A 14,337-nucleotide genomic window follows, 5' to 3' on the forward strand; every position below is an offset into this window, starting at 1 on the left:
CGCTGGTCCATGGGTTCGACGCGTTCGCCAAGGGGAAAATGTCAAATGCTGGAATAGGCAAGGACGAGATAGCGCGCTACGTAGCGACGGAGCGGTTGCAGGTCGGCAGGGAACTCGTCGCGTTTCTGGAAGCGAACGACTTTCGCGTGGACAACTGGTCGCTGCGTATCAAGGAAGGAGGCCCCGTCGAAGCGATTAAAGAAGCGATCAACGAGGTGGCGCCCGACCTTCTGGTGATCGGGACGCATGGCCGTTCGGGCCTCATGAAGATACTTCTAGGAAGTGTCACAGAAAGCATTCTGCGATCGGTCGACGTGGATGTTTTTGCGGTGCCGCCTATCCGAAACTGAAATTGTGTCAGAGGATCGTCGTTGTTGTTCTGTCCTACTCGGTATGCCTCTAGAGCAATTCCAGGAAAAGTCTGAGCGGGTTTCCGTCCGGAGTTGCGTCAAAACAAAGAGATAGAGCGGCTCGCCGTTTCCGTGAAACGGTGAAACGCTCTAACGGCCAGACGCCATCGCTGCCTGAATAGCTGCGAAGGCGGCTGGCGGTTGCTGAAGCGCAGAAGCCCGGTGTCGAACGCTGCTCGATGAGTACTCTGGGTGGCTTGAAAGCCGCCTATTCCACGGGTCCGCACTGGATCCGGCCTTCGGAGGCTGGCAGTCCCGCGCGCTGGCGATGCTCGGGTGCAACGCAAGCGAGCGTCAGCATACTGCGAACTTGACTTCGAGCGCAGCCTGGCCCGCAAGCCGAAGCAGTATAAAGGGCAGGAAAACTCAAAATAAGGCCAGGTATCGGAACTTAGAGCCAAGACAGTCGGACCCGGACTACGGCGCTAATGCCGTCCGGCGGGTTCATTGGCCGCCGCCGTTTTCCCCCTGGTCTCGGGCACGCGGCGGTCGCAAGACCGACCGGGCAGGCACGCCCGGTTTTCCCTCCGCCCGGTCACGATAAAGGGCTGCGCGTGCGAGCAGCATCAGCGTGACGGGGGTTGTGACGGTGATGAAGACGCCGATCAGGAGTTCATTAGCGACAGGGCGCGAACCCAGCGCCGAGAAGCAGACGATCGACGCGAGCACGATGGCGCCTGTACCCCAGCTTGTACCCAGCGTCGGAGCGTGCACGCGCTCGAAGAAGCTGCCGAACCTCAGGGTCCCGATTGCGCCGAGTAGGGTCAGTCCCGCGCCCAGCAGAACGAGGAAAGCTGTCAGCAGCGCCGCCCAGGCGGGTAGTGCTCCAGCGTGTGTCATTCTATTACCTCGCCGCGCATGAGAAACTTCGCCAAAGCCACGCTCGAGGCGAAGCCCAGCACTGCGATGATGAGGGCCGCCTCGAAATAGATAGGGCTTCCGGCGCGAATGCCGACCGTGAGTACCAGAAGCATGGCGCTCACATAGATGGCATCGAGGCAGAGGACCCGGTCCTGCGCGCGAGGGCCACGGATCAAGCGGTAGGTGTAGCAGCCCATGGCGGCCACCAGCATGGCCTGTGCGGCCGTGACGGACCAAAGGAGTATGGTGGCGGTCATTCGAATATCTCCATGAGAAGACTTTCGTAGCGGCTCTTGATCAAAGTGATCCATCCCTGTTCGTCGACGAGGTCGAGAACATGGATCAGAAGGATGTTCGAATCCTGGGCGTGCTCGATCCATGCAGTGCCAGGCGTGCTGGTGACGATGCATGCGAGCAGGGCGAGCCCCGTCCTATCGCTAAGGTCGAGCGGTATGGCGACGAAACCGGATTTGCGTTTGCGGCTGCGGCCTTGGAGCACAATGCGCGCTACGGCGATGTTCGAGCGCAGGATGTCCAGTGCCACGATCCCGGCAAGGCGGGGGATCAACTGCCAACGTCTAAGCCTTGGCTTAGACGGTTGCAGCGCCGCCATCGCATGGGAAGCCGCGACAGCGATCAGCCCTCCGAGGATGAACTGCCCGGGCGAGAATGATGTGAGCAGCATCCAGGTCAGCAGCAACGCCGCGGTCAGAATGGGGTAGGGGAGCGCACGGGTCATCTGGCGACGGGCTTCGCTTGCTGCGGGCCTAACACGCCCTGGATGTAGCTCGAAGGATCGTGCAGCGAGAGGGACGCCGCTTCGGTGTACTCGATGATCGCGCCTCCCTTCACCGTCAGGAACAGACAGAGAGCCAGAAGCCCGACGACCGGCGCAATCTCCACCACCAGCACGCGCGGAACAACGGCTTCAATCGGCGCCCAAAACGTGCCGATGCCGCTGCGCATCATGGCGAGCAGCGCCGCCAGGCCGGACAGAATGACGAGTGCGACCAGCAGCCACGTTCTCGGCGGGATGCTGGCGGGGGTTCCCAACCCGTCCAGATTCAACATGCCCGTCAGCATGGCGAACTTGGCGATGAAGCCTGAAAGCGGCGGCAGGCCCGCGAGCAAAAGGGGGACGCATCCGAAGCACACGCTGAGGATAGCGAGCGCGCCTGGCATGACGACGCCAACCTCCTCGTCGTCGCGTTCCTCGTCCTCTTCGCCGTCTTCGCCATAGGCTTCCCTGGTGACGGCAAGCAGGTCGGCGCCAGGTTCACGCGCGCGCTCCACCAGTTCAATCAGCATGAAGAAGGCCGCTGTCGTCAAGGTCGAGCTGACCAGATAGAATAACGCTCCTGACACGACCGCCGCGTCTCCCATGCCGACAGCGGCCAGCAAGGTTCCCGAAGAAACAAGCACGCTGTAGCCGGCAAGCCTGCCCATCGCCTGCGAGGGGAGCACGCCGGATGTCGCGAAGGCGACGGTCGCCATGCCGCTCCAAAGCATGATCGTACCGCCGAACCCTGTCAGTTCGCCCGCCTGGCTGCCGAAGAGCAGCAGGCTCAGGCGCAGGAGCACGTACACGCCGACTTTGGTGAGAACGACGAAGATGGCAGAGACTGGGGCGGCAGCGGCCATGTAAGCGGAAGGAAGCCAGAAGCACAGCGGCCACGCGCCAGCCTTGACCAGGAAGGCGATTCCCAGGATCGCCGCTCCCGCCTGCAGCAGAACCCGGTCCCCAGCCGGAAGGGCATGCAGGCGAACCGCCAGGTCGGCCATGTTGAGGGTGCCGGCGACTCCGTAGATCAGGCTGACACCGATGAGGAAAAGAAGCGACGCCGCCAGGTTGATCGCGATGTAATGCAGTACCGATCGGACGCGGAATGCTCCGGAGCCGTGCAGCAGCAGGCCATAGGACGCCGCCAGCGTTACCTCGAAGAAGACGAATAGATTGAAGAGGTCGCCCGTCAGGAACGCGCCTGCAAGGCCCATCAGCAGGAACTGGAAGAGGGTATGGAAGTGCGGTCCGGCCCTGTGCCAGCGAGCCAGCGAAAACACCAGCGACGCCAATCCGATGACGGCGACGAGGGCGAGCATGAGGGCCGACAGCCGGTCGAGCACGAGCACGATGGCGAACGGCGCGGGCCAACTCGCGACCGCGTAGGACAAGGAAACGATACCGCTTTCGACCGGAATGCTATTCGCCATGCGCGTCAGAATCACGGTCGTCACGAGGAGGAGCATCGTTGAAGCGAGGCTGACCAGCGCCTTCAATGTGTGGCGCGACTCCTCGATCAGAAGCAGCAACGCCCCGGCCATCAGCGGGAGCAGGATCGGAACGACCAGAAGGTGTCGCGTCCACTCCATCAGCGCGACTCCCGCCCGTCCACGTGATCGCTGCCGGTGAGGCCGCGCGCGGCGATCAGGACCACCAGCAGGAGAGCGGTCGTCGCGAAGCCTATCACGATTGCAGTTAGCACCAGCGCCTGCGGCACCGGGTCCGCCAAGTCGGCTGGATTTCCCGAGCCGTCCGCACCCAGCACGGGAGCTGCCTCTACGCGCAGGCGACCCATGCTGAAGATGAAGAGGTTCACCGCGTAGGAAAGCAACGAAAGGCCGATGACGAGCTGGTAGGTGCGCGGTCGCAGGACCAACCAGACGCCTGATCCGGTAAGAACGCCGATGGCGAGTGCAAGCGTTAGTTCCACTCCCGGCGCTCCTCTACCACTTGGCGTTCCTCCTCGAGGCGAGCAGCCCGCAGGCGACGGATCGACTGGTGGGCGATCGCGATCAGCATCAGCACCGTGGCGCCGACGACCAGACTGAACACGCCGAGATCGAACAAGGTCGCGCTTGCCAGCGGGAGTTTTCCGAGGAGCGGCAGGTCCACGTAGCGAAAATATGAAGTGAGGAAGGCGTCGCCGAGCAGCATGGAGGCGGCGCCCGTCAGGGCCGCCAGCAGAAGGCCGCCGCCAATCCATCTGACCGGCAGAATGCGCAGCCGGTCTTCCACCCGGACCGTTCCCCCTGCCATGTACTGCAGGATGAAGCCCGCAGCCATCGCCACGCCCGCGGCGAAGCCTCCTCCCGGGGCGTCATGGCCGCGCAGGAAGAGATAGGCCGCCAGCACAATCACCACCGGGAACATCCATTGCATGATCACCGAGGGCACGTAGAGGTATTCCGCGGATGTCGCGCCGGCCACCCGGTCCGGCTCGGCCTCGTCATAAGACAATTGCAAGCGCTGCTGCTCCGGTCTCTCGATGCTGTCCGGCGCAGGGCGGAAGCGCCGCAGCAGGGCAAACACGGTCAGCGCGACGATGCCAAGCACGGTGATCTCGCCCAGCGTGTCGAAGCCCCGGAAGTCGACGAGGATCACGTTGACGATGTTGCGTCCCCCGCCTTCGCTGTAGGCCTTTTCAATGAAGAAGTGCGCAATGGTGTCGGGCGGCTTGCGCGTCATGACAGCGTAGGATAGCGCCGTCATCCCCGCGCCCGCCACGACGGCGATCGTGAGATCGCGGAAATGGCGCGCCCGGGCGAGAGGGCCGCCACTCGGCTCGCCCAGCGCTTCGGAGCGTTTCGGCAGCCAGCGGAGGCCGAGCAATATGAGCACAGTCGTCACGATCTCGACGAGGAGCTGTGTTGCCGCAAGGTCCGGCGCCGACAGCCAGACGAAAGACAAGCAGGTGACGAGCCCTGTTCCCCCGAGCAGCACCAGAGCCGCGAGACGGTGGAACTTGGCCCGCTGCGCGGCCGCGACCGCGCAGACCATGCCAATGGCCCACAGACCGGTGAACGCGATATCATCCTGCCCGTCGCGATAGCTTCCGAAACCAAGCCCGGAGGCGAAAAGAGGGATAGCGGCGCCCGCGACCGCGGCGGCGACGATCAGGCGCATCTGCGACTGCAAGCGCCTCGTGCCGAAGACCTGCTCGACAAGGCGCGCGCCTCGCCACGAGATCGCGACCATGACCCGCTCGAAAATGCGTTGTCCCTGTATCCGGCCGAAAAGGAGGGGGCTTTCGGCCCGTTCGAGGTAGTCGCCAGCGAATAAGTAGAGCAGCGCGCCGGCCACGAGCGCGATCGCGCTCATCGCCAGCGGCAGGGTGAAGCCGTGCCATACCGCGAGGCTGTATTGGGGCGTCGCGGCGCCAAGCACCGAGGACACCGCGACCTGCAGGAACGGTCCGATTGTCAGCCCCGGGATGATGCCGACGACGAGGCAGGCCACCACAAGGAACATGACGGGAAAGCGCATCCAGAAGGGTGGTTCGTGCGGCTCGCGCGGAAAGCTCTCGGGGGGCGCGCCGAGGAAGATCGAGTGGATGAGCCGGATGGAATACGTGACGGCGAGCGCGCTGCCGAGAACGGCCGCGTAAGGCGCCGCCGCGTCCAGCCAGGAGTCGGCATGGGTCTCGACCGCTTCCGCGAAGAACATCTCCTTCGACAGGAAGCCGTTCAGCAGCGGCACGCCGGCCATGGCGGCGCTAGCGACCATGGCCAGGGTGCCGGTAATCGGCATGTAGCGGAACAAGCCTGAGAGTCGCCGCAGGTCGCGCGTGCCGGTCTCATGGTCGATGATCCCGGCGGCCATGAATAGAGATGCCTTGAAAGTGGCGTGATTGAGCATGTGGAAGATGGCGGCGACTGCGGCGAGCGGACTGCCGAGACTGAGCAACAGCGTGATCAACCCCAGATGGCTGATCGTGGAATAGGCCAGCAGTCCTTTGAGGTCCTGCTGGAACATCGCGAGATAGGCGCCGAGCACCAGCGAGATCATTCCCGCCAGACCAACGATGAGGAACCATTCAGGCGTACCTGAAAGCACTGGCCAAAACCGGGCCATGAGGAAGACGCCCGCCTTGACCATGGTTGCCGAATGCAGGAACGCCGAGACGGGCGTGGGCGCGGCCATGGCGTTGGGCAGCCAGAACTGGAACGGGAACTGCGCGCTCTTGGTGAGCGTGCCTAGCAGGATGAGCAAAAGCGCCGGGACATACAGATCGTGATTCCGGATAGCGTTCCCTGACGCCAGCAGAGCGTCGAGATCGTAGCTGCCGACGATATGACCGACTACGAGAACTCCGGCCAGCAGCGCAAGCCCGCCGACCGCCGTGATCGTCAGCGCCATACGGGCGCCGTCGCGCGCGGCCTGGTTATGATGCCAGTAGCCGATCAGCAGGAAGGAGAAGATGCTGGTGAGTTCCCAGAATACGACCAGCAGGATCAGGTTGCCGGCCAGAACAACGCCCAACATTGACCCCATGAAGGCAAGGAAGAAAAGATGGAAGCGGCGGACGGGATCCTCCGGCGAGATGTAGTAGCGCGTATAGACGACGACGAGAAGCCCGATCCCGCTGACAAGCGTTGCGAAGATCCACGCGAACCCGTCCATGCGCAGGGCAAAGTCGAGCCCTAGTGAGGGAATCCATTCGAAGCTTTGCCGGACAATCCCCCCGCTCTGGACGGAAGGGTAGAGCGCGAGCGTCAACGCCAGACAGGCCAGCGTCGTTGCGCCTGCCAACCAACTCGCGGGTGCGCGCGAGTCCGACGGAAGCAAGGTGGCCGCGAGGCCTGCCACGAACGGGAGAGCGATGATCAGCGGCAGCGAATAAAGTTCCATCTTGCGTCGAGGCGGTACGATCGTGCGGCATGCTGCCGTTCTACGCTATCGTTGATTGTCCGCCAATGACCGGCACTCGCCATGGACGGGCGCGGGAGAACGCCGGTCGCCGGCGCCTGCTGCCGTTTCGACCGATGGCTGATCGCAAGACAATGTTCCCGGGGTCACGATCAGTTGATCGCTTGAATGGCCCTTGCTGCAGCGGACAGTGAACAATTAGTGTGCCTGTTGCCTGTCAATCAGACCAAAGGGTCCGGATGTTGCTGGGGGCACGGCCGTCCAGTGTTCCCAGCCACTGTCTTAGACGAGAGACAGGGGAGATGGTCATGGCGCAAACCGATGCAACAGGTGCGTCCGCGCTGATGCGGGGCCTGACCGGGCTGTTGCCCGAAATCGATGCACTCTACAAGGACATCCACGCCCATCCCGAACTGTCGATGCAGGAGACGCGCACGGCGGCCATCGCAGCCGACCGGCTGAAGAAAGCCCGCTACGAGGTGACCACCGGGGTGGGCAAGACGGGTGTGGTGGGACTGCTTCGCAATGGCGAGGGGCCGACGGTCATGCTGCGCGCTGACATGGATGCATTGCCGATCGCCGAGAGCACAGGTCTGCCGTACGCCAGCAAGGTCACGGCAACGGACGCTGAAGGCAACACCGTTCCGGTAGGGCATATGTGCGGCCACGACATGCATGTCGCTTGGCTGGTGGGTGCCGCGACGCTTCTGTCGCAGGCGCGCGATGCCTGGAATGGCACGTTGATGGTCGTGTTCCAGCCGGGGGAGGAAACCGCGCAGGGAGCCCAGGCCATGATTGACGACGGCCTCCTGAAGCGGTTCCCGATGCCTGACGTCGTGCTCGGCCAGCATGTCATGGTTGGTCCTGCAGGGACCGTAGCTGGCAGCGCGGGACCGATCACTTCCGCGGCCGACAGCCTGCAAATCCGGCTGTTCGGTCGCGGCGCGCATGGCTCGATGCCCCAGGCCAGCGTCGATCCCGTGGTCATGGCGGCATCCGTCGTACTGCGGCTTCAGACGATCGTCTCCCGTGAGGTAGCCGCAACCGACGCCGCGGTGATCACGGTCGGCGTGCTGCAGGCCGGCACGAAGGAGAATGTCATCCCTGACGACGCCCTCATCAAGCTCAACGTTAGGACCTTCGACGCGAGCGTGCGCAAGCATGTCCTTGCCGCGATCGAGCGGATCGTCAACGCCGAGGCCGAAGCCTCCGGCGCCCCGCGAAAGCCGGAGATCACGCCGCTCGACCGCTACCCGCTCAATATGAACGACGAAACCGCCAGCAACCGCATCGCTGAGGCGTTTCGCGACTATTTTTCGCCTGAGCGGGTAAAGCACACCGGACCAGCTCCGGCGAGCGAGGATTTCGGCTGCTTCGGCACTGCATGGCAGGTGCCGTCGGTGTTCTGGTTCGTGGGCGGCAACGATCCCAAGGCCTATGCCAAGGCCAAGGCGCAGGGCAGGCTGAACGAATTGCCCGTCAATCACAGCCCGAAATTCGCGCCGATCCTGCACCCCACCCTGGAAACAGGCATCGAGGCGCTGGTTGTCGGCGCGCTGGCATGGCTCGGCGCGAAGGGGAACTGAATCCTTTGAAGCGAGTGCGTCTGTGTAGTCCCGGCAACATTGTGTGTCCGGCCGCTCGGCCGTCTATCGGCGCTTCGGGATCCTTCGCGGCGGAGCCGCTATGATCACCATTCAAACCTTTGTGCATATTCTCGACCTGGGCGGAACCTTCGTTTTTGCTATCAGCGGGGCCGTTGCCGCGATCAATCGCCGGCTCGACATTTTTGGCATCCTCGTTCTGTCTTTTGTGACGGGAAATCTGGGCGGGATCACCCGCGACGTGCTGATCGGTGCGGTTCCTCCGGCCGCATTGATCGATGGCCGGTATCTACTGGTTTCAGTTGTGGCCGGTATCGTCAGCTTCTTCTGGTATGCGGGCGTCGACAGGCTGCGGAGTCCCGTACTGCTGTTCGATGCGGTGGGTCTTTCGTTCTTCGCGGTCGCCGGTGCGCAAAAGGCGATCGAGTTCGGACTGAGCCCGGTGATGGCGGCGCTTCTGGGTATGTTGACCGGAATAGGCGGCGGCATGACGCGGGACGTCCTTCTCGTGGAAATCCCACAGGTGCTGCGTTCTGATCTCTATGCCGTCGCAGCACTGGCCGGCGCCGCGATCGTCGTCGGCGGCGACATGATCGGTGTCGCCTACGGCATCTCGGCTCTGACTGGAGGGGTTTTGTGCTTCTGTCTTCGCTTCATGGCCATCAGATACGGCTGGCGTCTGCCTGTCGCGCACCTCTCAGCTCGCGGCCGCGCGGGGGTCGTCCCCTCTGATGACGACAAACCGCGCTGAATCATCGAGCGGCTTGGCCGTTCGGAAGTGCAAGCCTACGGGGCAGCCGATCAATTCGCTCCACACCCGTAATAGGGTCCAGCGCCTATAGTTCCCGGTCGTGCTCACATCAATTTTGCATGAACGGCTTCGATGCTTCACCGCCTAGCGTTCGTGCTGTCATCATGCGATCAGGTGACTTAGGCCGATTTCGAGCCGACAGACCCTCGGCCAAGAGGGATGCAGGATTGGCAAAAGTCCCGCCGCCTCCAAAGGTTGCCTGCCTACTGGAGCTCATCAGATGCGGCGGCGGCCGAACGATCGACTGCGTGTCTATGCGAGCGGCGTCTTCTCCGACCTTGTCGGGAAGGGCGCGGCCGCTGTCGAGATCTGCCGAACGCGGAAAATCACAGACTACCTCCGACACCTGTCCCGAGAGGATTTCTCTTTCAGCTGTCTCACCCACCAGGGCAGGAGTCCTTGCGCGTTGGAGTTCGTAGCAGGGGTACAGGCGGCGCTTTCGATAAACTAAGGACGCATCGTTTCATCAGGACCCGTCCTTCACGAAGCCGTCAGGGAAACAAAAGTACTCGGTCGTCGCCCGCCTCGCTGAGGTGGGTGGACAGGCCAAGCTGCCCCAGCAGCCCGAGGAACGGCCGCGGCGGCAGTTCTTCTACGTTCGCCATCCTGCCGACATCCCATCGTCCGGTAGCCACCAAGATTGCAGCGGCGGCGGCCGGCACTCCAGCCGTATAGGAGATCCCCTGGCTGCCGACCTCCTCACAGGCCTCCTCGTGATCGGCGACGTTGTAGATGAAGATCTCGCGCTTGCGTCCATCCTTCACGCCTTTGGCGAGGATGCCGATGCAGGTCTTGCCCGTGTAGCCGTCAGCCAGTGACGACGGGTCCGGAAGCACTGCCTTGACCACCTTGAGCGGGACGACATCCAAACCCTCGGCAGTGGTGACGGGCTGCTCGGACAGGAGGCCCAGGTTCTTCAGGACGTTGAAGACGTTGATGTAGTGGTCGCCGAAACCCATCCAGAAGCGGACGTTCGGGATGCCGAGAATCTGCGAAAGGGAATGCACCTCGTCATGCCCCGTCAGGTATGCCTTCTGCCGCCCGACAACCGGAAGCTCCCATTCCTGCCCTACCTCGAACATTCGGTTGGAAATCCACATTCCGTCCTGCCACGACCAGACCTGCCCGGTGAACTCCCGAAAGTTGATCTCCGGGTCGAAGTTCGTGGCGAAGTACCTGCCGTGGCTTCCCGCGTTGATGTCGATGATGTCGAGCGAGTCGATCCGGTCGAAGTAGTCATCCTTGGCCAGCCGGGCGTAGGCGTTCACGACGCCTGGATCGAAACCTGCACCGAGGATGACTGTCACGTTGGCTGCGATGCATTCCTCGCGGCGCTTCCACTCGTAGTTGGCGTACCAGGGCGGGGCCTCGCACACCTTCGCGGGATCTTCGTGGATCGCGGTGTCGATGTAGGCGGCGCCTGTAGCGATGCAGGCCGAGAGTACGGACATATTCACGAATGCCGAACTGACATTGATGACAATCTGCGCGCCTGTCCGTTGGATCAGGTCTTCGGTGGCTGCGATATCGAGCGCGTCCAACTGGTGGGCCTCAAGCCGCCCCTCAGTGTTCAGCGCATTCCTCTCGCGGATCGACGCAACGATCGCCTCGCACTTTTCGAGGGTCCGGGAGGCGATGTGGATGTCGCCGAGGATGTCGTTGTTCTGCGCGCATTTGTGCGCGACGACCTTCGCGACGCCTCCAGCGCCGATGATCAGGACGTGCTTCTTCATTTCGGGGAGGTTTCTCCTTCCTGGCTGGGTGGGAATCTCAAGAGAGGCTGGATTCGTAGTCGGCGTAGCTGAACTCGCGGACCGTGCGGACGGAGCCGTCGAGTTCGCGCACGGCGATGGCGGGCATGGCCACGCCGTTGAACCAGTTTTTCTTAACCATCGTGTAGCCGGCCGCGTCCTGGATCGAGATGCAGTCGCCGACTTCGAGCGGGGCCTGGAAGCGGAAGCTGCCGAAGATGTCGCCGGCCAGGCAGGACTTGCCGCAGACCATGTAGTCGAAAGAGCCGATGTCGGGCGCGATCTTCGCTTCCTGCCTGTAGATCAGGAGATCCAGCATGTGCGCTTCGACCGAGGCGTCGACGATCGCCAGCTTCCGCCCGTTGTCGAGCGTGTCGAGGACCGTCACCTCGAGCGTCGTGCAGTCCGTGATCGCCGCCTCGCCGGGTTCCAGATAGACCTGCGCGCCGAATTTTTCGGAGAACCGCCTCAGGCGTTCGGACAGAGCGTCGATGGGATAGCTGTCGGCCGTGAAGTGGATGCCGCCTCCCAGGCTGATCCAGTCGGCGTAGCGGAGAAGCTCGCCGTACTTTTCCTCGATCCGGTCAAGCATGCCTGAGAACAGCGCGAAGTCGCCATTCTCGCAGTTGTTGTGGGTCATGAAGCCGTTGATGCGGTCCAGCACCGCCGCGATCCTGCCGGGATCGGACTCGCCGAGGCGACTGAACTGCCGCGCTGGATCTGCAAGGTCGAAGGTTGAAGCGCTGACACCCGGGTTGAGTCGTAGGCCGCAGGAGAGGCCGCCGACATGCCTGCCGAACCGGTCGAGCTAGCCGATCGAGTTGAAGATGATCTTGTCTGCAAGCCCGGCCGCTTCGTCGATCTCTTGATCAGCCCAGGCAACGCTGTAGGCATGGGTTTCGCCGCCGAACCGGGTGCTTCCCAGCCTGACCTCGTTAAGGGACGAGGAAGTGGTGCCATCCATGTAAGGCCGCATGAAGTCGAATACCGACCAGGCCGCGAAGCACTTCAACGCGAGCAGCGCCTTGGCTCCGGACTTCTCGCGCAGGTGTTCGATCCGCTCGAGATTGTGGAGCAGCTTCGACTTGTCGATCAGGTAGTGGGGCGTGTTCATCGCATCGTTCTCCGTTCCACGCCTGTCGAATTCTTCCCAGGCAGCGGTTCCGTCACCGGAAGGCCCAGCGCGCGGCGCTTCATCAAACGTGCCGCCAGCGACACGTTAACCGACACCGTGCTTGCGTAATTGTCGACGAAGTCTCCGGCGCGCAGCGTAGAGGCGGGACCCTGCCGCATCGCCTGGGAGCCCTCCGCGCACCGGTCGGGGGCAGGCCGGAAGCGGCCTTCGGCCACCGTTCCTATCCACTCGCAGACATGGTCAGCAGGCGCGCGCAGGCTAGCCAGCAGTTCGAGGTATTCCTCTAGGAGCGCAGGCTCATCCTCAAGGCTGGTGACGCAGGACAGACGGTGCAACTCACAGGCGAGCGCGTATGAATCGCGTCGCGGCTTTCGCCAGTAGACGCGCCTGCCGTCGACGACATCGAGATATTCATCCACTGCGGCGACCGGGATCGCTTCAGCCGCATGGGGGGCGAACAGCATTAGCGGGTCCATGCCCACGCCATCCTGTCGCGCTCCCCCATTCACCCGAAGAGGGTGGAATTCAACGATCTTGAGCAGTGACGCGACTACCTGCCAGCTACCGGACGCGATCGCGGCCGAATCCGCCATCGGGAGACCCACCACGACATGCAGCGCGTGCGCGATCGCCAGCCTGACGCAGGTGTGCGCACCGTGATGCCGCTCAGCCACCGGAGCGGTCAGGCTCTGGCGGTCCCAGGCATCGAGGGCCTCCCTTATCATCTTGGAACTGCATAGGCATCCGCGATATTTTCGTCGGTCATAGTTCCTGTGCGCCATGGTGGCTGTGGGCTGACGTAAACTTGGGTCATCGCGGACATTTCCTAGTTTCGGCTGGTGGTCGCTTGGGGAGGCCGAGGATCGCGGAACCTCGACGATCGACGAAGCCGTCGGAAGAGCGCAGACTTTCCAGGACTCCGTCGGCTGACGTGGCATTGCGTATCCCTTCCAGGACTGCGCCGCGCATCAGACTTCTGCAAAAACGCGAGAGAACGACCGTGAACTCGGCAGCGTGTTTCCGCGGCCAGATCACTGCCAGCGCGACGTCGACAAGCTGGTCATCAAGCGCCTCGAAGCATATGGGACGCTGCAGGATCGCCAGAACTGCAGCTGGATGCAGGAGTTCGGCCATGAGGGCATGTGGGATCGCGATGCCGTGCCCGAGCGCAGTCGAGCCTAGCGACTCCCGGCTGGCGAGGACGGCATGAACGGCATCCTCCGGCAGCCCTGGTCGGGTGGAAAGGCGGCAGGCAACGTACCGGAGGAGCGTGCGCCTGCCCTGTGATTCAACGCGCGGTAGGACGTCCTGAGGACGCAGGAGATTGGGGGTATCCATGATAGCCTCCTCTCCTCCGCAAGGGTGCGGAGGCGAACGCGGGTGAGATCGCGCGGATGAGATGTCGTGTTATCGAGCCTGGCGGACCCGGACGCTGAGCCAGGGGTCACATCGCGTCCGGGTCAGATTCCCGCTTTGAGCAGGCGCGCTCCCTTTAGGAGGACGAAGCAAGGCACCGTCAACATGCGTCGAAACTAGCCGTTCCGGCTGGCGAAGCAACCCCTGACGCCCGTCGGTAAGGGGCTGCATCGTACTTCGAGACGGCCTGACGGTTCGTTCTCAAAACCGTCGCGCCGGACATGATAGAGCCAAGCACGGTGGTCAGCCCGGCTTCGTCAACCAAGGTCGTCGCTTCGGCCAACGGCATCCATCGTCTCAGAACGTTCGTGTCACCGGGCCAACTCACCAGCGTGCCCCAGACGTGGAGCCCGAACACGGTGACGTCGCATAACTCCTCGCGCCCTTGCGCCAGAACCCGAATCGTCCAGTAGCGGCCAAGGGATTGAGAACCGAGCCGTCCGGTGACGCCTGCGTCGTGGAATGCCGCTCGTTCGGCAGACTGAAGTCCGGTCCTTGTTGCTGAATACCTGCCAGTCGGGAGGCCCACCGCCCGCCTAGGCGCGGGCGCAGGAGGAGCACCTCCATTCTTCCATCGCAGTTCATGCGCCAGGGGAGCGCTGCATACTCGGCCCTGGAGGCGGCCGCGGCGACGGTGTTGTAGTCGGTGCTGTACTTCATGGCCGCGCCCCCGTGGTCGATGAGAGCCCGGACGGGCGAAGA

Annotated in this window: 12 protein-coding genes and 1 pseudogene; 3 read left to right on the plus strand and 10 right to left on the minus strand. The window is 63.1% G+C overall.

The annotated features are described in order from the left end of the window. Nucleotides 1-38 precede the first annotated feature (38 nt). Nucleotides 39-350 (plus strand): universal stress protein, encoded by a 312-nt coding sequence (locus P9272_RS02960; RefSeq protein ID WP_278158868.1) that lies wholly within the window; start codon nucleotides 39-41, stop codon nucleotides 348-350. A 504-nt stretch (nucleotides 351-854) separates the two neighbouring features. Here P9272_RS02960 and mnhG read toward each other — a convergent pair. From mnhG to P9272_RS02990, 6 genes are read right to left on the minus strand one after another with little or no spacing between them, the layout of a single operon-like run. Then, the gene (mnhG, locus tag P9272_RS02965) at nucleotides 855-1,250 is read right to left on the minus strand and encodes a monovalent cation/H(+) antiporter subunit G (protein WP_278158870.1); all 396 of its coding nucleotides are present in this window, start codon (nucleotides 1,248-1,250) and stop codon (nucleotides 855-857) included. Then, on the minus strand, nucleotides 1,247-1,528 hold the full coding sequence (locus tag P9272_RS02970) for a K+/H+ antiporter subunit F (RefSeq protein ID WP_278158872.1): 282 nt from the start codon (nucleotides 1,526-1,528) through the stop codon (nucleotides 1,247-1,249). Before P9272_RS02970 ends, mnhG begins: the two co-directional genes overlap by 4 nt. Beyond that, nucleotides 1,525-2,010, minus strand: a complete 486-nt coding sequence (locus tag P9272_RS02975) for a Na+/H+ antiporter subunit E (protein ID WP_278158873.1) — start codon at nucleotides 2,008-2,010, stop codon at nucleotides 1,525-1,527. Before P9272_RS02975 ends, P9272_RS02970 begins: the two co-directional genes overlap by 4 nt. Further along, on the minus strand, nucleotides 2,007-3,641 hold the full coding sequence (locus tag P9272_RS02980) for a monovalent cation/H+ antiporter subunit D (protein WP_278158875.1): 1,635 nt from the start codon (nucleotides 3,639-3,641) through the stop codon (nucleotides 2,007-2,009). The genes P9272_RS02975 and P9272_RS02980 overlap by 4 nt, the downstream gene beginning before the upstream one ends. Beyond that, nucleotides 3,641-3,982 (minus strand): Na+/H+ antiporter subunit C, encoded by a 342-nt coding sequence (locus P9272_RS02985; protein ID WP_278158877.1) that lies wholly within the window; start codon nucleotides 3,980-3,982, stop codon nucleotides 3,641-3,643. The genes P9272_RS02980 and P9272_RS02985 overlap by 1 nt, the downstream gene beginning before the upstream one ends. Further along, nucleotides 3,973-6,900 carry a monovalent cation/H+ antiporter subunit A gene (locus P9272_RS02990; RefSeq protein WP_278158878.1) on the minus strand — a complete coding sequence of 976 codons (2,928 nt, stop codon included), beginning with the start codon at nucleotides 6,898-6,900 and terminating at the stop codon, nucleotides 3,973-3,975. Before P9272_RS02990 ends, P9272_RS02985 begins: the two co-directional genes overlap by 10 nt. A 326-nt stretch (nucleotides 6,901-7,226) precedes the next feature. Between P9272_RS02990 and P9272_RS02995 the strand changes: the two genes are divergently transcribed. Together P9272_RS02995 and P9272_RS03000 are read left to right on the plus strand one after the other, a co-directional pair. Beyond that, the gene (locus P9272_RS02995; RefSeq protein WP_278158880.1) at nucleotides 7,227-8,504 is read left to right on the plus strand and encodes a M20 family metallopeptidase; all 1,278 of its coding nucleotides are present in this window, start codon (nucleotides 7,227-7,229) and stop codon (nucleotides 8,502-8,504) included. Between the two features lie 100 nt (nucleotides 8,505-8,604). Next, entirely contained in the window at nucleotides 8,605-9,273 is a 669-nt protein-coding gene (locus tag P9272_RS03000) for a trimeric intracellular cation channel family protein (protein ID WP_278158882.1), read from the plus strand. A 551-nt stretch (nucleotides 9,274-9,824) separates the two neighbouring features. On the opposite strand, the gene P9272_RS03005 is transcribed toward P9272_RS03000, so the two are convergent. The 4 genes and pseudogenes from P9272_RS03005 to P9272_RS03020 form a co-directional block, all read right to left on the minus strand. Further along, nucleotides 9,825-11,066: a saccharopine dehydrogenase family protein gene (locus P9272_RS03005; protein ID WP_278158884.1), complete on the minus strand. Its 1,242-nt coding sequence runs from the start codon at nucleotides 11,064-11,066 to the stop codon at nucleotides 9,825-9,827. Between the two features lie 37 nt (nucleotides 11,067-11,103). Beyond that, nucleotides 11,104-12,198 (minus strand): annotated as a pseudogene (locus tag P9272_RS03010) (carboxynorspermidine decarboxylase). Beyond that, nucleotides 12,195-12,944, minus strand: a complete 750-nt coding sequence (locus P9272_RS03015; RefSeq protein ID WP_278158886.1) for a hypothetical protein — start codon at nucleotides 12,942-12,944, stop codon at nucleotides 12,195-12,197. Before P9272_RS03015 ends, P9272_RS03010 begins: the two are co-directional and overlap by 4 nt. 85 nt (nucleotides 12,945-13,029) lie before the next feature. After that, nucleotides 13,030-13,557 carry a PTS sugar transporter subunit IIA gene (locus tag P9272_RS03020; protein WP_278158889.1) on the minus strand — a complete coding sequence of 176 codons (528 nt, stop codon included), beginning with the start codon at nucleotides 13,555-13,557 and terminating at the stop codon, nucleotides 13,030-13,032. Nucleotides 13,558-14,337 lie beyond the last annotated feature (780 nt).

Origin of the sequence: Mesorhizobium sp. WSM4976, assembly GCF_029625685.1 — a bacterium.
In the GTDB taxonomy this organism is placed as follows: domain Bacteria; phylum Pseudomonadota; class Alphaproteobacteria; order Rhizobiales; family Rhizobiaceae; genus Mesorhizobium.